General features: G+C 69.3%; 17 protein-coding genes. 8 read left to right on the top strand and 9 right to left on the bottom strand.

The window, feature by feature from the left end; translation table 11 throughout:
• Positions 1–2 precede the first annotated feature (2 nt).
• Entirely contained in the window at positions 3–1,382 is a 1,380-nt protein-coding gene (gene purB, locus H8R02_RS04115; RefSeq protein WP_187080060.1) for an adenylosuccinate lyase, read from the bottom strand.
• A 120-nt stretch (positions 1,383–1,502) separates the two neighbouring features.
• Here purB and H8R02_RS04110 point away from each other — a divergent pair, with 120 nt between their 5' ends.
• Positions 1,503–2,117 carry a glutathione S-transferase family protein gene (locus H8R02_RS04110; protein ID WP_187080059.1) on the top strand — a complete coding sequence of 205 codons (615 nt, stop codon included), beginning with the start codon at positions 1,503–1,505 and terminating at the stop codon, positions 2,115–2,117.
• Positions 2,118–2,331: 214 nt separating this feature from the next.
• Here H8R02_RS04110 and H8R02_RS04105 read toward each other — a convergent pair whose 3' ends face one another.
• Positions 2,332–2,865: a glutathione peroxidase gene (locus H8R02_RS04105; RefSeq protein WP_187080058.1), complete on the bottom strand. Its 534-nt coding sequence runs from the start codon at positions 2,863–2,865 to the stop codon at positions 2,332–2,334.
• A 54-nt stretch (positions 2,866–2,919) separates the two neighbouring features.
• On the opposite strand from H8R02_RS04105, the gene H8R02_RS04100 reads away from it, so the two are divergent.
• Both H8R02_RS04100 and rfaE2 read left to right on the top strand, forming a co-directional pair.
• Positions 2,920–3,780 carry a ferritin family protein gene (locus H8R02_RS04100; RefSeq protein ID WP_187080057.1) on the top strand — a complete coding sequence of 287 codons (861 nt, stop codon included), beginning with the start codon at positions 2,920–2,922 and terminating at the stop codon, positions 3,778–3,780.
• Positions 3,777–4,247, top strand: coding sequence for a D-glycero-beta-D-manno-heptose 1-phosphate adenylyltransferase (gene rfaE2 / locus H8R02_RS04095; protein ID WP_187080056.1), 471 nt, complete (start codon positions 3,777–3,779; stop codon positions 4,245–4,247). The genes H8R02_RS04100 and rfaE2 overlap by 4 nt, the downstream gene beginning before the upstream one ends.
• Here the strand turns inward: rfaE2 and H8R02_RS04090 are convergent.
• The 5 genes from H8R02_RS04090 to glnE all read right to left on the bottom strand — a co-directional run bounded on the left by H8R02_RS04090 (position 4,244) and on the right by glnE (position 13,122).
• A complete protein-coding gene (locus H8R02_RS04090) occupies positions 4,244–4,600 on the bottom strand; it encodes a hypothetical protein (RefSeq protein ID WP_187080055.1) in 357 nt (118 codons plus the stop codon). The genes rfaE2 and H8R02_RS04090 overlap by 4 nt on opposite strands.
• 65 nt (positions 4,601–4,665) lie before the next feature.
• Positions 4,666–7,773, bottom strand: a complete 3,108-nt coding sequence (locus H8R02_RS04085) for an efflux RND transporter permease subunit (RefSeq protein WP_187080054.1) — start codon at positions 7,771–7,773, stop codon at positions 4,666–4,668.
• Between the two features lie 8 nt (positions 7,774–7,781).
• Positions 7,782–8,894, bottom strand: coding sequence for an efflux RND transporter periplasmic adaptor subunit (locus H8R02_RS04080; protein WP_187080053.1), 1,113 nt, complete (start codon positions 8,892–8,894; stop codon positions 7,782–7,784).
• Entirely contained in the window at positions 8,891–10,294 is a 1,404-nt protein-coding gene (locus H8R02_RS04075) for an efflux transporter outer membrane subunit (protein ID WP_187080052.1), read from the bottom strand. The genes H8R02_RS04080 and H8R02_RS04075 overlap by 4 nt, the downstream gene beginning before the upstream one ends.
• A gap of 59 nt (positions 10,295–10,353) precedes the next feature.
• The gene (gene glnE / locus H8R02_RS04070; RefSeq protein ID WP_187080051.1) at positions 10,354–13,122 is read right to left on the bottom strand and encodes a bifunctional [glutamate--ammonia ligase]-adenylyl-L-tyrosine phosphorylase/[glutamate--ammonia-ligase] adenylyltransferase; all 2,769 of its coding nucleotides are present in this window, start codon (positions 13,120–13,122) and stop codon (positions 10,354–10,356) included.
• Positions 13,123–13,146: 24 nt separating this feature from the next.
• Between glnE and H8R02_RS04065 the strand changes: the two genes are divergently transcribed.
• The 4 genes from H8R02_RS04065 to H8R02_RS04050 are packed head-to-tail and all read left to right on the top strand — an operon-like array spanning position 13,147 to position 20,817.
• Positions 13,147–17,295 carry a YhdP family protein gene (locus tag H8R02_RS04065; RefSeq protein WP_187080050.1) on the top strand — a complete coding sequence of 1,383 codons (4,149 nt, stop codon included), beginning with the start codon at positions 13,147–13,149 and terminating at the stop codon, positions 17,293–17,295.
• On the top strand, positions 17,292–18,101 hold the full coding sequence (locus H8R02_RS04060) for a carbon-nitrogen hydrolase family protein (protein ID WP_187080049.1): 810 nt from the start codon (positions 17,292–17,294) through the stop codon (positions 18,099–18,101). Before H8R02_RS04065 ends, H8R02_RS04060 begins: the two co-directional genes overlap by 4 nt.
• Positions 18,098–20,191 carry a two-component system sensor histidine kinase NtrB gene (locus H8R02_RS04055; protein WP_187080048.1) on the top strand — a complete coding sequence of 698 codons (2,094 nt, stop codon included), beginning with the start codon at positions 18,098–18,100 and terminating at the stop codon, positions 20,189–20,191. The genes H8R02_RS04060 and H8R02_RS04055 overlap by 4 nt, the downstream gene beginning before the upstream one ends.
• Positions 20,191–20,817 carry a response regulator transcription factor gene (locus H8R02_RS04050; RefSeq protein ID WP_187080047.1) on the top strand — a complete coding sequence of 209 codons (627 nt, stop codon included), beginning with the start codon at positions 20,191–20,193 and terminating at the stop codon, positions 20,815–20,817. Before H8R02_RS04055 ends, H8R02_RS04050 begins: the two co-directional genes overlap by 1 nt.
• On the opposite strand, the gene H8R02_RS30270 is transcribed toward H8R02_RS04050, so the two are convergent.
• On the bottom strand, positions 20,814–20,936 hold the full coding sequence (locus tag H8R02_RS30270; protein WP_255429137.1) for a hypothetical protein: 123 nt from the start codon (positions 20,934–20,936) through the stop codon (positions 20,814–20,816). The two genes, H8R02_RS04050 and H8R02_RS30270, sit on opposite strands and share 4 nt — an antisense overlap.
• On the opposite strand from H8R02_RS30270, the gene mltA reads away from it, so the two are divergent.
• The gene (gene mltA, locus H8R02_RS04045; protein WP_494338103.1) at positions 20,935–22,071 is read left to right on the top strand and encodes a murein transglycosylase A; all 1,137 of its coding nucleotides are present in this window, start codon (positions 20,935–20,937) and stop codon (positions 22,069–22,071) included. The two genes, H8R02_RS30270 and mltA, sit on opposite strands and share 2 nt — an antisense overlap.
• Here the strand turns inward: mltA and H8R02_RS04040 are convergent.
• The gene (locus H8R02_RS04040; protein ID WP_187080045.1) at positions 22,043–22,546 is read right to left on the bottom strand and encodes an Lrp/AsnC family transcriptional regulator; all 504 of its coding nucleotides are present in this window, start codon (positions 22,544–22,546) and stop codon (positions 22,043–22,045) included. The two genes, mltA and H8R02_RS04040, sit on opposite strands and share 29 nt — an antisense overlap.
• Between the last annotated feature and the right edge of the window lie 12 nt (positions 22,547–22,558).

Genomic DNA, 22,558 nt, shown 5'->3' with positions numbered 1-22,558 from the left:
GGTCAGCACCGGCGAGCGAGTTCGGCCGCTTTACCGACGTACGACGCCGGGGTCATGGCGATCAAGCGTTCTTTCTCCGCCTGCGGAATCTCCAGCCCGCGGATCAACCCGTGCAGGTCTTCCGCCAGCACCGACTTGCCGCGCGTCACGTCCTTCAGCTTCTCGTACGCGCCCTGCACACCGTAGCGGCGCATGACGGTCTGGATCGGCTCGGCCAGCACTTCCCACGCGTTGTCGAGGTCTTCCTTCAGGCGTTCTTCGTTGAGCTCCAGCTTGCCCAGGCCGATGCCGAGCGAGTGGTAGGCGAGCGCGGCGTAGCCGAGGGCCACGCCCATGTTGCGCAGCACGGTGGAGTCGGTGAGGTCGCGCTGCCAGCGCGAGATGGGCAGCTTCTCCGAAAGGTGCTTGAGCAGCGCGTTCGCGAGGCCCAGGTTGCCTTCGGCGTTCTCGAAGTCGATCGGATTTACCTTGTGCGGCATCGTCGATGAACCGATCTCGCCGGGCCGCAGCTTCTGCTTGAAATAGCCGAGGCTCACGTAGCCCCATACGTCGCGGGACCAGTCGATGAGGATGGTGTTGGCGCGCGCGACGGCATCGAACAGCTCCGCCATGTAGTCGTGCGGCTCGATCTGGATGCTGTACGGCTGGAAGGTCAGGCCCAGCCCCAGCGGCTCGGGGGACTCCACCACCTTGCGCGAGAACACTTCCCAGTCGAAGTCGGGCCATGCGGACAGGTGCGCGTTGTAGTTGCCCACCGCACCGTTCATCTTGCCCATGAGCTTGACCGAAGCGATGTTCTCGCGGGCCTTGGCCAGGCGCACCACCACGTTCGCCACTTCCTTGCCCACGGTCGTAGGGCTCGCCGTCTGGCCGTGGGTGCGGCTCAGCATCGGCACGTCGGCGAAGGTGTGCGCCATCTCGCGCAGCTTGGTGATCACTGCGTCCAGCGCGGGCAGGATCACCTCGTCGCGCGCGCCCTTGAGCTGCAACGCATGGCTGGTGTTGTTGATGTCCTCGCTGGTGCACGCGAAGTGCACGAACTCGCTGGCCGCCTTCAGCTCGGGCCGGGCCTCGAACCTGGACTTGATCCAGTACTCCACGGCCTTCACGTCGTGGTTGGTGGTCTTCTCGATCTCCTTGATCGCGGCGCCGTCGGCCTCCGAGAAATTCTTCACCAGCCCGAGCAGGTAAGTGCGCGCTCCCGGCGTGAGCGGCTTGAACTCGGCAAAGCCGGCGTCGGAAAGGGCGATGAACCATGCGACCTCGACCTGCACGCGCTTGTGCATGTAGCCCAGCTCGCTCATCAGGGGCCTCAGGGCGGCGAGGCGGCCGGCGTAGCGGCCGTCGAGCGGGGACAGCGCGGAAATCGTGGACAGGGACATTCCCGAATTTTAAGTGGCGGTCAAGTTGCCCTGTCGCTGGGCTGCGACAGCGGGAAAAACGCCTTCCCCTAGAATGAAGCGACAACCCGCACAGAACTCGAACGAAGCAAGCGAAGCCCCATGAAGTTGATCGGCGCCACCACCAGCCCCTACGTGCGCAAGGTACGCATCGTGATGGCCGAGAAGAAACTCGACTACCAGTTCGTGCTGGAGGACGTCTGGTCGGCCGACACGGCCATCATGCAGTCCAACCCGCTGGGCAAGGTGCCCTGCCTGGTGATGGAAGGCGGCGAGGCGCTGTTCGACTCGCGCGTCATCGTCGAATACCTCGACACGCTCTCGCCCGTCGGCAAGCTCATCCCGGCCGTCGGCCGCGAGCGCGCGGAGGTCAAGACGTGGGAAGCGCTGGCCGACGGCGTGCTGGACGCGCTCATCCTGGCGCGCCTCGAAGGCAACTGGGCCGGGCGCACCAAGGCGCAGCGTTCGCAGGCCTGGATCGACCGCCAGCTCGCCAAGACCCACGCCAGCCTGAAGGCGATGAGCCAGGGCCTGGGCGACAAGCCGTTCTGCGCGGGCATCTACCTGAGCCTGGCCGACATCGCCGTCGGCTGCGCGCTGGGCTACCTCGACTTCCGCTTCCCGGAGATCGACTGGCGCACGCCGTATCCGAACCTGGCGAAACTTTACGAAAAGCTGTCGGCCCGTCCCAGCTTCGCGGACAGCAAGCCGGCCTGACTGTTCACAAAAATTTACCTCGGAAGGCCTCTTGATAGGGGAACCCCGGGGCGCCAACTGCTGTCCATCCAACAACGGGACAGGGATTCAATCGGTTTTATCGCTGCGAAGCCTGCCGTGATCGCCAGTTCGGTCCGGCTGCAATCCTGGAGCGCCTCTTCTCCTCCTCCCTCCCTCCCTCCTTCGTTTCAGGGCGCTTCGCGGCTTTTTTCTTTCAGGGGGCCAGCAGCTTCTCGATCTGCGGCCCCAGCTCCTCGGGGGTGGTGGTGCTGTTGTAGGCAGCCACCACCTTCCCGCTCCGATCCAGCAGGTACTTGTAGAAATTCCACTTCACGCTGGTGCCGGTGGCGGCTTCCAGCTGCTTGAAGAGCGGGTTCGCGTCGCCGCCGCGCACGTGCGAGGCCGCGAACATCGGGAATTTCACGCCGAAGGTGTTCTCGCAGAACTCCGCGATCTCCTTGTTGCTGCCCTTCTCCTGCGCGAAGTCGTTCGAGGGGAAACCCAGGATGACGAGGCCGCGGTCCTTGTATTTCGAGTAGAGCGCCTCCAGCCCCTTGTACTGCGGGGTGAAGCCGCAATAGCTGGCGGTGTTCACCACCAGGGCCACCTTGCCGCTGTACTGGCACAGCGACTGCGGCTTCTCATCCTGCAAACGCGGGAAGGTGTGGGCAAGGGTGGCGGGGCAGGCCTTCTGGGCGCTGGCGGCCCCCGCAAAGGCCGCCAGCAGCAGGAATAGCAAGGTACGCATCAACCAATTGTCACACCCACCGGTAAAATCGGGGCTGCCCGTACCGTCCGACCCATGCTCTACCCCGAACTTTTCAAGCAGCTCGAATCCGTCCGCTGGGACATGGACAAGGACATCCCCTGGGACCAGTTCGACGCCTCCAAGCTGTCCGACGAGCAGGCGCAGACCATCAAGATGAACGCCATCACCGAGTGGGCGGCGCTGCCGGCCACCGAGATGTTCCTGCGCGACAACCGCGACGACAGCGATTTCTCCGCGTTCATGTCCATCTGGTTCTTCGAGGAGCAGAAGCACTCGCTGGTGCTCATGGAGTACCTGCGCCGCTTCCGCCCGGACCTGGCGCCCACCGAGCAGGAGCTGCACGAGATCCGCTTCGAGTTCGACCCGGCCCCGGCGCTGGAGACGCTCATGCTGCATTTCTGCGGCGAGATCCGGCTGAACCACTGGTACCGCCGGGCGTCCGAGTGGCACACCGAGCCGGTCATCAAGCACATCTACACCACGCTGTCGCAGGACGAGGCGCGCCACGGCGGCGCGTACCTGCGCTACATGAAGCGCGCGATCAACAACTTCGGCGTCGAAGCCAAGGCCGCTTTTGCGAAGGTGGGCGTGCTGATGGCGAGCGCGCGCCGCACGGCCCAGGCGCTGCACCCGACCAACCTGCACGTCAACAAGGCGCTGTTCCCGCGCGACACCATCCAGTCGCGCCTGCCCAACCCCGAGTGGCTGGAGGAGTGGCTGGACAAGCAGATCAACTTCGACGCGGTGTGGGAAAGCAAGGTCGTCGAGCGCATCCTGCACAACATGAGCCTGCTGATGGACCGCAGCTTCAAGAGCGTGCAGGAGCTCAACCGCTACCGCAAGGAGCTGCAGGGCAGCCTGGGCTCCGCGGGCGGCGGCGCCTTGCCGGCGTGAGCATTGCGTCGAAGGTCGTGCCGCGCGAGCAGGCCGCGGCGCGCATCGCGCAACTCGCCCAGCCGGTCGTCTTCACCAACGGCGTTTTCGACGTGCTGCATCGCGGGCACGTGACTTACCTCGAAGCCGCGCGTGCGCAAGGTGCGTCACTTGTGGTCGCGCTCAATACCGATGCTTCCGCTCGCCGCCTGGGCAAGGGGCCGGACCGGCCGTTGAACGGGGAGCAGGACCGCGCGGCGGTGATCGCCGCGCTGGAGTCGGTGAGCCTCGTGACCTTCTTCGACGAGGACACGCCCGTGGCCCTCATCGGCGAGCTCAAGCCGCACGTGTACGTCAAAGGTGGCGACTACGACATGCGCAAGATCGAAGAGACGCGCGTCGTCGAATCGTATGGCGGCCGCGCACTCGCCATCCCCTTCGTGGACGGTTACTCCACGACGTCCCTCGTCAAGAAGATCCGCGGCTAGGCGAACAGCTTCCAGCCCACCAGCGCCGCCACGCTCGCGGCGGCGATGCCGCCGACCCACAACGCGCCCACGGGCGGCAGCGGCGGGTGCTCGCAGCGGTAGATCACTTCATAGGCCTTTTCGGCCACCTGGTCGTCCAGCAGGCAGGCGATGGCGCGGATGAAATCGGTGGGCGCGCGCTGGACCACGAGGTCTTCCACCCATTTCTGCACCAAGGCGCGGCGCTTTTCGTCCGGCATGGCCAGCAGGCGCTCGAGCTTCTGGTAGACGTCGTCGTCGCTGCAGGCCGAGCGCAGCAGCGTGATGAAACTTTCGATGTCGCCGACGGATGCCGCCGGGGTGGCCTGGCCCATGGGTTCCCTGAAAGAGTACTCAAGGATTAAACCATCCGCCCTACGCCACGCGCAAGCGGAATTCGTCACGCAGGCACTTTCTTTCGCCAGCGCAGCTTGCCGCGCGCGGCCCGCGCCCAGCGCTTGAGGTTGTCGTCCATGAACAGGAACACGGCCGGGATCACCAGCAGGCTCAGCACGGTGGACGTGATCAGGCCGCCGATCACGGCAATCGCCATCGGCGAGCGGAAGCTCGGGTCCGATTTCGACAGGCCGATCGCGATCGGCAGCATGCCCGCGCCCATCGCGATGGTGGTCATGATGATCGGCCGCGCGCGCTTGTGGCACGCGTCCAGCAGCGCGTCGAAGCGGCTCATGCCGTGGTCGCGGCGCGCGACGATGGCGTACTCCACGAGCAGGATCGAGTTCTTCGTCGCGATGCCCATCAGCATGATCAGCCCGATGAGCGACGGCATCGAGAAGCTCTTCTGCGCGAGCAGCAGGCCCAGGAAGGCCCCGCCGATGGAAAGCGGCAGCGCGGCGAGGATCGTCACCGGGTGGAGGAAGTCCTTGAACAGCAGCACCAGCACGACGTAGATGCACAGGATGCCGGTGAGGATGGCCAGGCCGAAGCTCGCGAAGAGCTCGCCCATCACTTCGGCGTCGCCGATCTCCACGATCTTCACGCCCGGCGGCAGGTTCTTCACCGCGGGCAGTTCTTCCACCTTGGCCTTCACGTCGCCGAGCGGCAGCCCCGACAGTTCGATCTCGAAGTTGATGTTGCGCGAGCGGTCGTAGCGGTCGATCACCGCGGGCCCGCCCGCGAGTTCGAGCGTCGCCACCTGCCCGAGCATCACCGTGCCGCGGCTGCCGGGCACGCCCAGGCGTTCGAGCGTCGAGAGGTCCTTGCGTGCTTCCTCCTGCAACTTCACCACGATGGGCACCTGTCGCTGCGCGAGATTGAGCTTGGGCAACGCCACGTCGTAGTCGCCCGCAGTGGCGATGCGCAGCGTGTCGGCGATCGCGCTGCTGGTCACGCCGAGATCGGCGGCCTTCACGAAGTCGGGGCGCACCACGATCTCGGGCCGCACGAGGCTGGCGGTCGAAGCAACGCTGCCGAGGCCCGGGATCGAGCGCAGGTCCTTCTCCACCGCGAGCGCCGCGGATTGCAGCGCCACAGGGTCTTCGCCCGTGAGCACCAGCACGTATTTCTCGCCCGAGCCGCCCAGGCCCACTTTCGAGCGCACGCCCGGCAGCGGCTCCAGCGCGCGGCGGATCTCGTTCTCGATCGGCTGCTTCTTCGGCCGGTCGCCGCGCTCGGTGAGAAGGATCGTGAGCGTGGCCTTGCGCGCTTCGGCGGCGCCCGCGTTGCTGAACGGGTCCGTGCCCGCGCTGCCACCGCCAACCGTGGTGTAGACGCTCTTCACGTCCTTCACCTTCGAGACCATCAGCCGCGCCTGTTCGGCGGTCGCCACCGTCTGCTCCAGCGTCGAGCCGGGCGGCAGCTCCAGGTACACCTGCGTCTGCGAGTTGTCGTCGGGCGGGATGAAACCCGTGGGCAGCAGCGGGATCAGCAGCACCGAGCCGATGAAGAACAGGCCCGACAGCACGAAGGTCGCGAGCTTGTGCCGCATGCTCCAGCTCACCGCCTTCAGGTAGGCGGGCATCCAGCGCGGCTCCGGGTGGCCGCCGGCCTTGGCGCGCAGCATGTACGCGGACATCATCGGCGTGAGCATGCGCGCGACGACGAGCGACGCGAAGACGGCGAGCGCCGCCGTCCAGCCGAACTGCTTGAAGAACTTGCCCGCCACGCCGCTCATGAAAGCCGTGGGCAGGAACACCGCGATCAGCGTGAAGGTCGTGGCGATCACCGCCAGTCCGATCTCGTCCGCCGCTTCCATCGACGCCTGGTAAGGCGTCTTGCCCATGTTCAGGTGGCGCACGATGTTCTCCACCTCCACGATGGCGTCGTCGACCAGGATGCCGATGACGAGGGAGAGCGCGAGCAGCGTCACCACGTTGATCGAAAAGCCGAGCAGGTGCATGCCGATGAAAGCGGGGATCACCGACATCGGCAATGCCACGGCCGAAACGAAGGTGGCGCGCCAGTCGCGCAGGAACAGCCACACCACCAGCACCGCGAGCAGCGCGCCTTCGTACAGCAGGTGCAGCGAGCCCTCGTACTCTTCCTCCACCGGCGTGACGAAGTCGAACGCCTGCGTGAGCTCGATGTCGGGGCGCTGTGCCCTCAGTTCGTCGAGCGCCTTGCGCACGGCGGCGCCGACCTGCACTTCGCTTTCGCCGCGGCTGCGCGCGACTTCGAAGCCGACCACGGGGCGGCCGTTCAGCAGCGCGGCCGCGCGGCGTTCGGCAATCGTGTCGGTGACCGTGGCCACGTCCTGCAATCGGATCGTGCGGTTCGCGGCGCCCGCGCCGCCGCCCGGCCCAGCCAGGGGGATCTCGATGAGGCCGATCTCGCGCGCCGATTTCACCGTCGCGAGCGTGCGCACCGGCTGCTCCGCCGTGCCGAGGTCGGCGCGGCCGCCCGCGCTTTCGACCTGCATCTGGCGCAGCGTGCGCGAGATGTCGGCCGCCGTTGCGCCCAGCGCCTGCAACTTCAGCGGGTCCAGCGCCACGCGCACTTCACGCGCCACGCCGCCGACGCGGTTGACCGCGCCCACGCCGCGCACGGCGAGCAGCTTGCGCGAGACCTCGTTGTCGACGAACCAGGAGAGCGCCTCCTCGTCCATCTGCTTCGACGCGATCGTGTACGCCAGCACCGGCTGCGCGGCGAAGTCGAGCTTGGTGACGATCGGGTCGCGCAGGTCCGCCGGCATGTCGGCCCGCACGCGCGCGACGGCGGAGCGCACGTCGTCCACGGCCTCCTGCACCGGCTTCTCGAGGCGGAATTCCGCCGTGAGCGTGACCACGCCGTCCTGCACCTTGGTGAAGATGTGCTTGAGGCCCTGCACGGTGGCTACCGAGTTCTCGAGCTTGCGCGCGACGTCGGTCTCCAGCTGCGTCGGTGCGGCGCCGGGCAAGGCGGCCGTCACCATCACGGTGGGCAGGTCGATGTCCGGGAAGTTCTGCACCTTCATCGCGTGGAAGGAGTACATGCCCGCGAACGTGAGCAGCACGAAGAACATCACCGACGGGATCGGGTTGCGGATGGACCATGCGGAGACGTTGAGCATGGCTGTCCTTACTTGCTCGCAGCCGAAGCAGGCCGGGCCGCGGCATCGGCGACGCGCACGAGGTCGCCGTCGTTCAGGAAACCCGCACCGGTGGCCACGATGCGCATGCCCGGCGTCACGCCACCCACCACTTCGAGCCGGTCGGCCTCGATGCGGCCGATCTGCACCTTGACCTGCGTCACGCGGTTGTCGGGGTTCACGCGGAAGACGTAGTGGAAGCCTTCGCGCACGACCACGGAGGCTTGCGGGACGGTGAGCGTCGGCGTCGCGCCGAGGTCGAACTCGCCGCGCGCATACATCCCCGCGCGTGCGCTGCCGGCCGCGGGGCCCGGCAGCGGCTTCACGTCCACGTAGACGAGCGCGGTGCGGCTCTGCGGGTCGAGGCTGGGCGCGATCGTGCGGATGCGGCCCTCGAGGCGCGCGCCGCTCGAAGTCGTGATGATGGCCGTGGTGCCCGGCGTGAGGCGGCCGAGTTCGGCGGCCGTCACTTCGGCGCGCCATTCCAGCCGGCCCTTGCGGATCAGCCGGAAGAGCTCGGTGCCCGGGCCGACCACGGCACCGAGCGTGGCCGTGCGCGCGGAGATCACGCCATCGTCCGGCGCCAGCACGCGCGTCTGCGCGAGCCTCGCCTGCTGCGCCTGGAAAGTCGCACGCGCAGCTTCCACGCGCGCCTGCGCCGTCTTGGCGGCCGTCACGTACTGGTTGATCTGCGACTGCGACATCGCCCCGGTCTTCTCCAGCGTGCGTGCGCGCTCCGCGTTGGATGCGGCATCCGCCGCATTGGCCTCCGCTTCGGCCACGTTGGCCTGCGCCTGGTGCAGGTCGGCGCGGCTCGTCTCGCTGGCGAAGGTCGCGAGGACTTGCCCCTGCCTGACCCGGTCGCCCACGTTCACCAGCACTTCGGTCAGTCGAAGTCCGCTCGCCTCGGCACCGATGATCGCTTCCTGCCAAGCCGCGAGGCTGCCGTTCGCGGCCAGCTTCGTCGCCATCATCACCTGCGCGGGCACGGTGGTCGTGACCGTCAGCGCAGGCTTCACCGGCGCCTTGGCGGCCTTGTCGTCGCCGCCGCAGCCGGCCAGCAGTGCGGCCAGCCCGACGGCGATCCAGGTGTTCTTCTTCATGGGGTCCTTGCTTCTTCTTGTTGCGCGCGCGTCCAGCCGCCGCCCACCGCGCGATACAGCGCGATCCACGAGGCCACGCGCTCGCGCTGCAGCGCCACGAGAGCGGTTTCGGCCGCCAGCATCGCGCGGCGCTGGTCTTCCAGTTCGATCAGGCTGCCCAGGCCACTGCGGTAGCGTGCTTCCGTCGCGACGAACGACGCGCTGTAGCCTTCGACCGCGATGCGCGCGTCTTCGGCACGCGCGCGGGCGCTTTCGAGGTTGACGAGTGCTTCTTCCACTTCGCGCACCGCCTGCCGCACGCGGGCCTTGTAGAGCGCCGCCGCTTCTTCGTAGCGCGCCTGCGCCGAATCGACGTTCGCGGCGCGCCGCCCGGCGTCGAAGATCGGCAGCGTGAGCGCGAGCGGGCCGATCGACCACGTTTCGACATCGAAGGTGTCGCCGCCCGCGTGCGCCTTGCCGAGCGCGATGGAGCCCGTGAGCGACAACCGCGGCAGTTGCTGCGCGCGTGCGCTGCCCACGTCGGCGCTCGCGGCGGCCACTTCGCGTTCGGCCTGGTACACGTCCGGCCGTTGTGCAAGCAGCTCCGCGGGAATCGACGCGACCGTGAGCAACGCGAACTCCGCGGGCTCCTTCCACGAGGCGCCCAGGCGCTCGCGCAGGCGCGGTTCGGGCAAGGCGCTCAATGCGACGAGCGCCTTCACTTCGATGTCGCACTGCGCGCGCTGCTGCGTCGCGCGTGCCGCGCCTTCCGCGGCACTGGCGCGGGCCAGCGCCGCGGTGGCCGGCGGCGTGAAGCCCGCATTGGCGCTCAGCTGCGTCAGGCGCGCCGTCTCCGCGCGCGACTGCGCATCGCGCGTCGCGACGAGGAGCTGGCGCTCGCAGGTGCGCAGCGCGAGGTAGCTGTTGGCGGTTTCCGCGGCAACCGAAACCCGCGCGTCGTGCCAGCCCGCCTCCGCGCCTTGCAGCCGTTCACGGGCCGCGTCGGTGGCGGCGCGGTTGCCGCCAAACAGGTCGATCTCCCACGCAGCCTGCGCGCCGGTGGTGACAGTGGTGGCGATGGGGGTGGGCGGCTGCTTCGCGCGCACCGCCGTCGCGTTGCCGTCGACCGACGGCAGCAGCGTCGCCTGCGCGGCCGCACGTGCCGCGCGCGCCTGCACGATGCGCGAGCGTGCCGTGGCGACCGTGGGGCTCGCGGTCTGCGCCGCTTCGATCAACTCGACCAGCAGCGGGTCGTTGAACTGCTGCCACCAGCGGTTCAAATCGGTGAGCGTGCCGTTGTGCGGCAGGGGCGCGTACCACTTCGGCGGCGCATCCGGGTCCACGGTGGCGGCCGGGCGCGGTACGGCGCACGCGCTCAAGACAAGTGCGCAGGCGCAAGCCAGCGCGAGCTTTTGGCCCATAGGTCCTTGTTCTCCTGGCGAACCCGGGAGCGTAACACCGCGCGGGGCGGTGCGCCTGATCAGCTGAAGACGTGGTGCCAGAGCGCGAGCACGGCTTTCTGCTCGCGTTGCAGGTGCGCCTGCGGCACCTGCGTGGTCTCTTCGTTCAGGCGCGCGCGGTGCTGCGTGCGGCGCAGCTCGCGGTACGCATCGGCCGCGGCCGTGCCGACGCCGCGCGGCAGCAGCCCCGACGCCTCGGCGCGCTGCAGCAGCGCGATGTTGCCGACGTTGGGCCGCAGCTCGGCATGCTCGGCCGACTGCGACAGCACGAGGAACTGCACCGCGAACTCCGCGTCCACCATGCCGCCGGGGCTGTGCTTCACGTCGAAGAGGCCCGGCTTCACCGGGTGCGCGTGGCTCACGCGCTCGCGCATCGTCTCGATCTCGAGGCGCAATGCATCCACGTTGCGCGGCGCGGTGATCACGGCCTCGCGCACGAGGTCGAACCGCGTGCGCAGCGAGTCGCTGCCCAGCACGAACCGCGCCCGCGTCATGGCCTGGTGCTCCCACGTCCATGCGGTGTTGCTGCCGCGGTTCTGCTGGTAATCGGCATACGCGGCAAAGGTGGTGATCAGCAGGCCCGAGCTGCCGTTGGGGCGCAGGGCGGTGTCGATCTCGAACAGGTCGCCCTCGGCCGTCTTGGTGCCCAGCCAGATGATGAGCTTGCGCACGAAGGCCGCGTAGGCCTCCGGCGCGCGGTCGTCCTCGTCCTCGTAGACGAACACGATGTCGAGGTCGCTGCCGTAGCCCAGCTCCTTGCCGCCCAGCTTGCCGTAGCCGATGATCGCGAACTGCGGCTCGTCGCGGTGGCGCTGCTTCAAGCGGTCCCAGCACCAGCGCGCCGTGACGCGCAGCACCGAGTCGGCGAGCGCACTCAGCTCGTCGGCCACCTGCTCCACCGACAGCGCGCCTTCGAGGTCGCGCGCCAGCGTGCGGAACACCTCCGCGTGGTGCGCGCGGCGCAGCAGGTTGAGCAGGGCCTCGTCGTCGTCCTCGCCCGTGATCTGCAGCGAGCGGCGGCGGCGCTCCAGCTCGTCCTCGAAGTCGCGCGCGCTGAAGCGCTCGGTGAGCAGCTGGTCGCTCGCGAGTTCGTCGATCACGCCCGGGTGCTGCATCAAATAGCGCGCCGGCCAGCGCGCGGCGCCCAGCAGCCGCAGCAGGCGCTCGTGCACGCCGGGGCGCTCCACCAGCAGCGCGAGGTAGCTCTCGCGGCGCAGCAGCGGCTCGATCCAGTCGGCCAGGCGCAGCGCGGCGTCTTCCTCGACGCGGCCTTCCTGCAGCCACTGCGCGGTGCGCGCCATCAGCCGCGCAAGCCGCGCACGGCCGTCGTCGCGCAGCGCCTGCACGCGCGGGTTGCGGCACCAGGCGGCGACGCGCTCTTTCATCTGCGGCGGCAGTTCGTCCACCAGCGAGTCCAGCTCCGGCGCCACGCGCGGCGCCTTCGGGCCGGCGCAGCCCTTGCACTCGCGCTGCCCGCTGCCCAGCAGCGTGTCGAACTCCTGCGCCACGAACTCGCGGTGGCTGTCCAGCTCGTGCAGGAAGGGGCAGCAATCGGCATAGCCCATCGTGCGGCCGATCCAGCTCAGGTCGCCGTCGTCGTCGTCGCAGGTGCCCATGGGCAGCACGTGCGTCTGCTGGTCGTCGAGGTACTGGATGCGGTGCTCGGTGCGGCGCAGGAATTCGTACGCCTTCGCCAGGCCGTCGGCCGTGGCCTGCGGCATCAGCCCGGCCTTGGCCAGGCGCTGCAGCGCGGCGAGCGTGGGCCGCGTGCGCAGCTCCGGGAACTGGCCGCCGCGCACGACCTGCAGCAACTGCACGATGAATTCGATCTCGCGGATGCCGCCGCGCGACAGCTTGACGTCGTTGGCGCGCTCGGGCCGCCCGGCCGCGCGCTTGGCGGCGTGCTCGCGGATCTGCCGGTGCAGCACCCGCAGCGAGTCGAAAACGCCGTAATCGAGGTAGCGGCGGAACACGAAAGGCAACACCGCGGTGCGCAGGCCTTGCGCAGAACCGTCCTCGATGCAGGAGCGCGGCGCGACTACTCGGCTCTTGAGCCACGCGAAGCGTTCCCACTCGCGGCCCTGCACAAGGAAGTACTCCTCCAGCGCGCCGAGGGACACGGCGGGCGGCCCGGAATTGCCGTTGGGGCGCAGCGCAAGGTCCACGCGGAACACGAAGCCGTGCTCGGTGACGTCGCCGATGATCCCGAAGATCGCCTTGACGACCTTGCCGAAGTATTCGTGGTTGGTGATGCGCCCGCGCCCCTCGGGCGTGCCGGCCGTCTCGCCGTCCTGGTCGTAGACGTAGACCAGGTCGATGTCGCTGGACACGTTGAGCTCGCGCGCTCCCAGCTTGCCCATGCCGACGACCCATAGCTGCGCGCGGCCGCCGCCGGGCGCGAGTGGTGCGCCGTGCACCGCGTCGAGCTCCTGCTGGGAGTGACGGCAGGCGGCGTCGAGCGCGAATTCGGCAAGCTCCGTCATCGCCAGCGTGACGTCGGCCAGCGGCGCCTGGCGGTCGCAATCGAGCGTGAGAAGGCGCTCGATCACCAACTGGCGCAGGATGCGCAAGGCGGCCGGCAGCGGCTCGCCGCGCGCACGCAGGGCGTCGAAGCACGCAGCCATCGAGGCGCGGTCGGGCGTGCCCTCGGGCAGCAGGGCGAGCTCGCTGCCATAGCGGCGGCGCAGGCGCTGCGCCAGCCGCGAATAGGCCGACAGCGGCGCAGGGTCGTTGCGGTTGGACACAGCGGGTTGCTGCGCGTTGAAACCCAGCGCGACGCCGGGGGTCATAATGCCTGCCACCTCGATGTTTTCATGAATGCTCCCCCGACGAATCCGTCACGCGCGCTGAGGGCCTACGCCGTTGCCGCCAGGGGTTTGCTGTGGTTGCTGGCGGCCTTCTGGCTGGCCCTTGTACTGGCTTGGGGGGCGCTGCATGGATTCATTGTGCCGCGAATCGGCGAGCTTCGCCCCGAGCTCGAAAAGCAAGCCGGGCGCGCCCTGGGGGTACCCGTCCGCATCGGCAGCGTGCAGGCGCGCAGCGAAGGGCTCATTCCGTCGTTCGAACTGCAGGACGTGGTGCTGCTGGACGCGCAGCAGCGCCCGGCGCTGACCCTGCCGCGCGTGCTGGTCGCGCTCAGCCCCCGGTCCCTCCTGAACCTCGGCTTCGAGCAGCTTTACATCGACAAGCCGGAGCTGGACATCCGCCGCGCCACCGACGGCCGCCTCGTGGTCGCGGGGCTGGACCTCTCGCGCACCGGCGACAACGACGGCCGCGCGGCCGACTGGTTCTTCGAGCAGTCGGAGTTCGTCATCCGGGGCGGCACCATCCGCTGGACCGACGAGATGCGCCATGCGCCGCCGCTGGCGCTGGGCGACGTGGACCTCGTGGTGCGCAACAAGTCGCGCCGCCATTCGATCCGCCTGGACGCCACGCCGCCGCCGGAGTGGGGCGAGCGCTTCACGCTCGCGGCGCAGTTCCGCCAGCCGCTGCTGGTGCGCCATGGCGGCCACTGGCAGCACTGGGCCGGGCAGGTGTATGGCGACTTCGCCCGGGTGGATTTGTCGCAGCTGCGCCGCCATGCGGACCTCGGCGTGCAGATCACGCAGGGCCGCGGCGCGCTGCGGGCCTGGGTCGATGTGGAAAAAGGGCAGGTCGTTGGCGGCACCGCCGACGTGGTGCTGGCGGACGTGGACGCGCGCCTCGGCCCGAAGCTCGAGCCGCTGGCGCTGGTCTCGGTGGCGGGACGGCTGGGGGGCAAGCGCTTCGAGGAGGGCTTCGAGTTCGAGACCCAGGGCCTGCAGTTCCAGACCCGCGACGGCCACCGGTGGCCCGGCGGCAACGTGAAGGTCTCATGGAGCGCGGCGCACGGCCAGCTGCCGGCGCAGGGCGAGTTCAAGGGCGACAAGCTGGACCTGGCAGCACTGACGCAGGTGGCCACCCGGCTGCCGCTGGGCACGCCCACGCATGCGGCGCTCACCGCGTATTCGCCGCAGGGGCTGGTGGACATCCAGGCCAAATGGCAGGGGCCTGTCGATGCACCCGTGTCTTATGAGGCGAAAGGCCGCGCCACGGCCCTGCAGGTGGCGGCCCGCCCCGACCCGCGCAACCAGGCGGCCGGCACGCCCGGCGTGCGCGGGGCCAACATCGACTTCGACCTCACGCACAAGGGCGGCAAGGCGCGGCTGGCCATGGAGAACGGCGCGCTCGAATTCCCCGGCGTGTTCGAGGAGCCGGCGATCCCGGTCGCCACGCTCGCGGGCGACGTGCTGTGGCAGCTCGATGGCGCGCAGGCTTCGGTCACGCTCAACAACATGAAGTTCGCGAACGCCGACGCGCAGGGCGAGGCGAAGGCCACGTGGCGCACGTCGGACCCCGCGAAGTCGGTCTCGAAGTCGCGCTTCCCCGGCGTGCTGGACCTGCAGGCCACGCTGTCGCGTGCCGACGGCACGCGCGTATGGCGCTACCTGCCGCTGGGCGTGCCCAAGACCGCACGCGACTACGTGCACGAGTCGGTGCAGCACGGCACGGCGACGAACGCGAAGTTCCGCGTGCGCGGCGACCTCGCGGAGTTCCCGTTCCCCGAGAACCGCAACGGCGAGTTCCTCGTCACCGCCGACGTGCAGGGCGCCACCTACGCGTACGTGCCGCAGAGCGCCAACAAGGGGCCGGGGCAGTGGCCGGCGCTCACGCAGCTCGCGGGGGAACTGGTGTTCCAGGGCAACGGCATGCAGGTGAAGAACGCGCGCGGCCTCTTCGGCGCGCCGTCGAAGCTGCAGGTGAAGGCCGAAGCGCAGATCCCCGACTTCCGCAGCACCGTGGTGGCGGTGAAGGGCCAGGTGCAGGGCCCGCTCGGCGAGGCACTGGGCGTGGTGAACACCTCGCCCATGTCGGCCATGACGAACCAGGCGCTCGCGAAGTCCAAAGCCACCGGCAATGCCGACGTCCAGCTGCAGCTGAACCTGCCGGTGGCGAAGATCGAGAACTCGCAGGTGCTGGGCACCATCACGCTGGCCAACAACGACCTGCAGATCACGCCCGACAGCCCCATGCTCGCGCGCGCGAAAGGCACGGTCACTTTCAGCGAGAAGGGTTTCCGCATCGCGGGCGGCCAGGCGCGGGCGCTGGGCGGCGACGCGCGCATCGAAGGCGGCTCGCGCACGTTGCCCCCGGGCAGCCTGGATGCGCCCATCGTCGTGCGGGCGCAGGGTGTGGCGACGGCGGATGGCTTGCGGCAGGCGCGCGAGCTCGGCTTCATCTCGCGCCTGGCGCGCGAGATGGCGGGCAGCGCCAACTATTCGCTCACGCTGGGCGTGCGGCGCGGCTCGCCGGAGATCCTGGTCACGAGCAACCTGCAGGGCATGGCGCTGAACCTGCCGGCACCCCTGGCCAAGACCGCCGAGGGCGTGCTGCCGCTGCGTTACGAGACGATCGCCACGCGCGACGCCATGATGGCGCCCGAAGGCTCGCCCGTGCGCATGCAGGACCAGCTGACGCTCGACATCGGCCGGATCGCGAACGTGCACTACGTGCGCGACGTCTCCGGCGCGGACGCCAAGGTGCTGCGAGGCACGATCGCCGTCGGGCTCGCGCCCGGCGAAAGCGTCTCGCTGCCGGATGCGGGGGTGATGGCCAACATCAACCTCGCCGGGTTCAACGTGGACGCCTGGGAAGACGTGCTCACGCGTGCCACCACCGAGGAGCAGGCGGCTGCGGGCGCACCGGTTCCCACGGTGGCCGCGTCGCCGTTCCGCGCGGCGGCCGGCGGGCCGGGCTACATCCCCACGCTGATGGCGGTGCGCGCCAAGGAGCTGAGCGTCGAGGGCCGCACGCTGCACAACGTGGTGATGGGCGGATCGCGTGACGGGCTCACCTGGCGCGCGAACATCGACGCCGACGAATTGAACGGCTACCTCGAATACCGCCAGCCCTCGGGGCAGGGCGCGGGGCGGCTGCATGCGCGCCTCGCGCGCCTGAAGCTAGCCGCGGCCGCGGCGAACGAAGTGGAGTCGCTGCTCGACGACCAGGTGAACAGCATCCCCGCGCTGGACATCGTGGTGGACGACTTCGAGCTCAAGGGCAAGAAGCTGGGCAAGCTGGAGATCGACGCCACCAACCGCGGTGCGGGCACCGTGCAGCGCGAAGGCGGCATCCGCGAGTGGCGCTTGAACAAGCTCGCGCTGACCACGCCGGAGGCGGTGTTCACGGCGACGGGCAACTGGGCCGCGATCGGTGCGACCGCGGTGCCCCCGGGCGGGCCGCGGCAGGCACCGCGCGCGGAGAAGAAGCGCACCGCGATGAAATTCCAGCTGGACATCGCCGACGCCGGCGGCCTGCTCGCACGCTTCGGCATGAAGGAGATCGTGCGGCGCGGCCGCGGCAAGCTCGAAGGCCAGATCGCGTGGGTGGGTTCGCCGCTGGCGCTCGACTACCCGTCCTTGTCCGGCGCGTTCCAGGTGAACGTGGAGAGCGGCCAGTTCCTCAAGGCGGACCCGGGGCTTGCCAAGCTGCTGGGCGTGCTGAGCCTGCAGTCGCTGCCGCGGCGCCTGGTGCTCGACTTCCGCGACGTGTTCACCGAGGGTTTCTCCTTCGACTTCATCCGCGGCGACGTGGCGATCGAGCAGGGCATCGCGTCCACCAACAACCTGCAGATGAAAGGCGTGAATGCCGCCGTGCTGATGGAAGGCAAGGCGGACATCGCGCGCGAGACGCAGGACATCAAGGTGGTGGTGGTGCCGGAGATCAACGCGGGCACGGCGTCGCTGGTGGCGACGATGATCAACCCGGCGATCGGGCTGGGCTCGTTCCTCGCTCAGATGTTCCTGCGCCAGCCGCTCATCCGCGCCGCGACGCAGGAGTTCCACATCGACGGGACGTGGAGCGACCCGCGCGTCACCAAGCTCTCGGGCCGCTCGCCCACCAGCACCAGCGGCAACGCCGCCGACAACACCGCAACGAGATGAAGGTCGCCGCCCTCCAGATGGTTTCCGCCGCGTCGGTCGACGCGAACCTGCGCTCCGCGCGCGAGCTTGTTGCGCAGGCTGCATCGGCAGGGGCCGAGCTGGCGGTGCTGCCGGAATATTTCTGCCTGATGGGCCGCAAGGACACGGACAAGCTCGACGTGCGCGAGGCATTCGGCAGCGGGGCGATCCAGCAGTGTTTGTCGGAGGCCGCGCGCGAGCATCGCGTGTGGCTCGTGGGCGGCACGCTGCCGCTGGAGGCCGGCGACGCGCAGCACGTGCGCAACACCAGCCTCGTCTTCGGGCCCGACGGCGAGCGCGTGGCCCGCTACGACAAGATCCACCTCTTCAAATTCGAGAACGGCCGCGAGAAGTACGACGAATCGCGCGTGATCGAGGCGGGCAGCGCGCCGCAGGTGTTCGAGGTGACGTCGCGCGCCGGCGAGAAGTGGCGCGTCGGCATGTCGGTGTGCTACGACCTGCGCTTCCCCGAGCTTTACCGCGCGCTCGCGGCCGACATCCTGCTCGTGCCCAGCGCGTTCACGTACGTGACCGGGCAGGCGCATTGGGAGCTGCTGCTGCGCGCCCGCGCCGTCGAGAACCTCGCTTACGTGGTCGCGCCCGCGCAAGGCGGCGAGCACGAGAGCGGCCGGCGCACCTGGGGCCACTCCATGGTGGTCGACCCGTGGGGCGTGGTGCTGGCCGAACGCGCCGAAGCGGGGGCTGGCGTCGTGATCGCGGATGTAGAACACTCACGCCTGGCGCAGGTGCGCAGCCAATTACCGGCGCTGGAACACAGGGTGTTATGAGCGTGACCTCACCAGACGTGCAGGAACCGCGGCGCGCGTCTCCTGCGCGGCGGCTCGGCACGCCCATGCGCTGGACGCTGTGGGGCCTGCTGGCCGGCCTTGTGATCTCGCTGCTCGCCACGCTGGTGTGGCTGGCGGGCCGCTACGAGGCGAGCCAGGCGCAGGCGCACGTCGAGCGCGACACCACCGAAGCCCTCTCCGACATCCGCTCCGCGCTCACGCGCAACGTGCAGACCTTGCAGGCCCTGCACTCGGGCCAGTTCACCCGCGAGAGCTGGACGGCCGATGCGGCGCGCCTGCTGCGCGAGCACCGCGAGTGGGTGCGCATCGAGTGGCGCGACTCCAACCTCGGCACGGTCGCGGCCGTGGACACGCCGTTCCGCTCGCCCGTCTTTGCCCGCCTGGGCCGCGCCAATTCGCACAACGACGTGCTGCAGGCCTGCACCGCCGCGCGGCGGCTCACCGGCCCCGCCTACGCGCGCAGCTACTACGTGCCGCAGATGGACGGCCTTGGCCTCGAGCTGATGGAGGTGTGCCTGCCGCAGGTCACGGCCGGCGTGCTCACCGGATACGTCGTGGCGACCTATTCGCTCGGCGAGATCCTCACCAACCTCGTCGGGCCCAACCTCACGCGCTCGCAGGAGATCGCGTTCACCGAGGCGGATGGCACGCGCCTGGCCACGCACGGCGCCACCAAGCGCGGCAGCCGCGTCTTCACGTCGCAGCAGCTGCTGGACCTGCCCGGCAACACGATGGTGCTGCGCATGGACGCCTGGCGCGCCGCGCCGGACCTGTTCCCGAACGTGCTCACGGCGCTGGTCACCGCGATGTCGATCGCGCTCGTCGCCGTGCTCGTGATGCTGGGCCACGACATGCGCCGGCGCATCCGCGTGGAGCAGGACCTGGCCGACGCGCTTGCGTTCCGCAAGGCCATGGAGGACTCGCTCGTCACCGGCCTGCGCGCGCGCGACCTGCAGGGCCGCACGACCTACGTGAACCCGGCGTTCTGCCAGATGGTGGGCTTCACCGCCGACGAACTGCTCGGCAAGGGCGCGCCTTCGCCCTACTGGCCGCCCGAGCTCGCCAGCGAATACCACAAGCGGCAGGAGCTGCGCCTGGCGGGCCGCTACGGGCCGCCGCGCGAGGGCTTCGAGTCGCTGTTCATGCGCAAGGACGGCACGCGCTTCCCGGTGCTGATCATCGAGGCGCCCCTGATCGCCGCGCACGGCATGCAGACCGGCTGGATGAGCGCCGTCCTCGACATCAGCGAGCAGCGCCGCGTCGAGGAGCTCTCGCGCGCCAGCCAGGAGCGTCTGCAAGCCACCGCGCGCCTGGCCACCGTCGGCGAAATGGCCTCGCTCCTCAGCCACGAACTCAACCAGCCGCTGGCCGCCATCAGCAGCTATGCCACCGGCTCGATGAACCTCCTGAAATCGGGGTCAGATTCCAATTTTCCCGGCGACATCGAGGTGGCCATGCGCCGCATTGCGGAGCAGGCCGAACGCGCCGGCCGCGTCATCAAGAGCGTGCACGACTTCGTGCGCCGCCGCGACAACCAGCGCGAGCCGGTGGCGCCGCATGCGCTGCTCGACGCCATCCTGCCGCTGGTCAACCTGCAGGCCCGCAAGCTGGGCGTGCAGGTGACCACGCAGTTGCACGAGCCGCTGCCCGCGGTGCTGTGCGACCGCACGATGGTGGAGCAGGTGCTGCTGAACCTCGCGCGCAACGCGATGCAGGCGATGGACGAGGCGCGCGTCGCCGCGCCCGCGCTGCACATCTCGGTGCGCACCATCGGCCGCAGCGAGGAAGGCGGGGAGCAACGCAAGCACTGGCTGGAGTTTTCCGTGGCGGACGTGGGCCCCGGCATCCCGGAGGAAGTGCAGCAGCAGCTGTTCACGCCCTTTTTCACGACGAAAGAGGAAGGCATGGGCCTGGGCCTGTCGCTTTGCCGCACGGTCGTGGAGCAGCATGGGGGATTCCTCGCATTCGAGCCCAACCGTCCGCAAGGTACGATTTTCCGGTTCACATTGCCTGCCGAGCCCGTCGAAGCCGCGTCACAGGACACGAATACAGCCACCGCAAGCGCCTGATGCAACCCGCCCCGAATGCCACCGTTTTCATCGTCGACGACGACGACAGCGTCCGCGAGGCGCTGGCCTGGCTGCTGCGCTCGCGCCACCTGCTCTCCGAAAGCTACAGCGGCGCCGAGGAGTTCGAGGCGATGCTGCAGCGCGGCTTCACGCCCACGCAGCCCTGCTGCCTGCTGCTGGACGTGCGCATGCCGGGCATGAGCGGCCTGGCCCTGTTCGACAAGGTCGTGGAGCGTGGCCTCGCCGAAGCGATGCCGGTGCTGTTCCTCACCGGCCACGCCGACGTGCCCACGGCCGTGGACATGGTCAAGCGCGGCGCGTTCGACTTCTGCGAGAAGCCGTTTTCCGACAACGCGCTGGTCGACCGCATCGAGCAGGCGCTGGCGAAGTCCTCATCGGTGCTCGCGGCCCGTGGGGAAAAGCAGAAGCTCGCCACGCGCCTGGCCGACCTTACGGACCGGGAGCGCGACGTGATGGAGCTCGTGGCCAAGGGCCTGCCCAACAAGCTCATCGCGGACCAGCTGGCCATCAGCGTGCGGACGGTAGAGGTGCACCGCGCCCGCGTGTTCGACAAGATGGATGTGAAGTCGGCGGTCGAGCTCGCGAACATGCTGAGGGCGAACTAGTCGTCCTTCTTCTTCTCCTGCGGCAACTCGCCCTTGGGCCGCCCCGAGAACATCGTCCACCAGACGATGCCCACCAGCAGCACCAGCGCCAGCAGGGCTTCGAGCAGAATCAGCAGCATGCAGCGTTTCCTTGGGTTGGCCGCGATCGTAGCAATGCTGGCGGCGTGCGGCACGACGCCGCTGCCGCCGTTGCCGCCGGTCGCCGCGCCAGCGCCCGCTCCGTCAGCGCCCGTTGTCGACAACGAGGTGCCGCTGCCCGCCCCCATCACCTTCGGCAAGAGCCGGTGGGTGCCCGTACGCTGGGCCGAGCTGCCCGGCTTCAACGACGACCCCTTGCACGAGGCGTGGAATGCATGGCTGCGCAGCTGCGAACGGCCGATGCCCACCATCGGCGCGCTGTGCGCGGACGTGCGGCGCCTGTCCATCGCTTCCGCGCAGGAACAGCGCGCGTGGATGACGCGCCGGCTGCAGCCGTATCGCGTGGAGCCGCTTTCCGGCCCGAATGAAGGCCTGCTCACCGGCTACTACGAGCCGCTGCTCGACGCGACGCGGCAGCCCACGGCGACGAGCAGCGTGCCTTTGTACGGCGTTCCCGCAGGGCTCGCGTCGCGCCGGCCCTGGTACACGCGGCAGGAGATCGACACCTTGCCCGAAGCGCGCGCCGCCTTGCGCGGCCGCGAGATCGCTTACCTTGCCGACCCGATCGACACGCTGGGCCTGCACATCCAGGGCTCCGGCAAGCTGCGCATCGCCGAGCCCGACGGCCGCCAGCGCCTCGTGCGGGTTGCCTTCGCGGGCAGCAACGAGCAGCCCTATCGCAGCGTCGGTGGCTGGCTGCTGCAGCAGGGCGCGATCCGCGATGCGTCCTGGCCCGGCATCAAGGCGTGGGCGCAGCAGAACCCGCAGCGCGTGAACGAGATGCTGTGGAGCAACCCGCGCTACGTGTTCTTCCGCGAGGAGCCGCTGCCGGAGGGCGATGCCTCCGCCGGCCCGCGCGGCGCGCAGGGCGTGCCGCTGACGGCGGGCCGTTCCATCGCGGTCGACAAGGACAGCATTCCCTACGGTGCGCCCGTGTGGCTCGCTTCGCCGGGCCCGCTGGTGAACCTGCAGCGGCTCGTGATGGCGCAGGACACCGGCAGTGCGATCACCGGCGCCGTGCGGGCGGACTACTTCGTGGGTTCGGGCAACGAGGCGGGCGAAGTCGCGGGGCGCCTGAAGCAGCCGCTCAGGCTTTGGGTGCTCTGGCCGCGCTGACGGACTTGGAAAGGTGCGCCAGCGGCAGCTCGCTGCTCGCCTTGACCTCGCCGAGCGAAAAGCTCGTGTGCAGGTCCTTCACGTTCGGCAGGTTGATCAGCACCTTGCGCGCGAGCACCGAGAAAGCTTCGAGGTCGCGGGCGACCACCTGCAGCTCGAAGGTGCCCGCGCCGCTGATGTAGTGGCACGACACGATCTCCGGGATCTTGCGGATCGCTTCCTCCATCTCCCGCGTGCGCTCGCCGGTGTTCTTGTCGGCGTCCAGCCGCACGAACGCCAGCACGCCCAGGCCGATCTTGTGCCGGTCGATTTCGGCGCGGTAGCCCTTGATGTAGCCCGACTCCTCCAGCGCCCGCACGCGCCGCCAGCAGGGCGCCGCCGACAGGCCCACGCGCTGCGCGAGCTCCGCGTTCGTGAGGCGCGCGTCGGCCTGCAGCTCCTTGAGGATCGCGATGTCGAATTTGTCGAGGTCCATGGGTCCTCGTAG

This window comes from Ramlibacter albus (assembly GCF_014297445.1).
GTDB classification, from domain to species: Bacteria; Pseudomonadota; Gammaproteobacteria; order Burkholderiales; family Burkholderiaceae_C; genus Ramlibacter; species Ramlibacter albus.
The sequence above is the reverse complement of the archived record's forward strand: the minus strand, read 5'-3'. Positions and strand labels throughout refer to the sequence as shown.

Excerpts from the sequence above, each read along its gene's own strand:
- purB (WP_187080060.1), bottom strand. The coding sequence starts at position 1,382 with ATGTCCCTGTCCACGATTTCCGCGCTGTCCCCGCTCGACGGCCGCTAC.
- H8R02_RS04110 (WP_187080059.1), top strand. The coding sequence starts at position 1,503 with ATGAAGTTGATCGGCGCCACCACCAGCCCCTACGTGCGCAAGGTACGC.
- H8R02_RS04105 (WP_187080058.1), bottom strand. The coding sequence starts at position 2,865 with ATGCGTACCTTGCTATTCCTGCTGCTGGCGGCCTTTGCGGGGGCCGCC.
- H8R02_RS04100 (WP_187080057.1), top strand. The coding sequence starts at position 2,920 with ATGCTCTACCCCGAACTTTTCAAGCAGCTCGAATCCGTCCGCTGGGAC.
- H8R02_RS04090 (WP_187080055.1), bottom strand. The coding sequence starts at position 4,600 with ATGGGCCAGGCCACCCCGGCGGCATCCGTCGGCGACATCGAAAGTTTC.
- H8R02_RS04085 (WP_187080054.1), bottom strand. The coding sequence starts at position 7,773 with ATGCTCAACGTCTCCGCATGGTCCATCCGCAACCCGATCCCGTCGGTG.
- H8R02_RS04080 (WP_187080053.1), bottom strand. The coding sequence starts at position 8,894 with ATGAAGAAGAACACCTGGATCGCCGTCGGGCTGGCCGCACTGCTGGCC.
- H8R02_RS04075 (WP_187080052.1), bottom strand. The coding sequence starts at position 10,294 with ATGGGCCAAAAGCTCGCGCTGGCTTGCGCCTGCGCACTTGTCTTGAGC.
- glnE (WP_187080051.1), bottom strand. The coding sequence starts at position 13,122 with ATGACCCCCGGCGTCGCGCTGGGTTTCAACGCGCAGCAACCCGCTGTG.
- H8R02_RS04065 (WP_187080050.1), top strand. The coding sequence starts at position 13,147 with ATGAATGCTCCCCCGACGAATCCGTCACGCGCGCTGAGGGCCTACGCC.
- H8R02_RS04060 (WP_187080049.1), top strand. The coding sequence starts at position 17,292 with ATGAAGGTCGCCGCCCTCCAGATGGTTTCCGCCGCGTCGGTCGACGCG.
- H8R02_RS04055 (WP_187080048.1), top strand. The coding sequence starts at position 18,098 with ATGAGCGTGACCTCACCAGACGTGCAGGAACCGCGGCGCGCGTCTCCT.
- H8R02_RS04050 (WP_187080047.1), top strand. The coding sequence starts at position 20,191 with ATGCAACCCGCCCCGAATGCCACCGTTTTCATCGTCGACGACGACGAC.
- mltA (WP_494338103.1), top strand. The coding sequence starts at position 20,935 with ATGCAGCGTTTCCTTGGGTTGGCCGCGATCGTAGCAATGCTGGCGGCG.
- H8R02_RS30270 (WP_255429137.1), bottom strand. The coding sequence starts at position 20,936 with ATGCTGCTGATTCTGCTCGAAGCCCTGCTGGCGCTGGTGCTGCTGGTG.
- H8R02_RS04040 (WP_187080045.1), bottom strand. The coding sequence starts at position 22,546 with ATGGACCTCGACAAATTCGACATCGCGATCCTCAAGGAGCTGCAGGCC.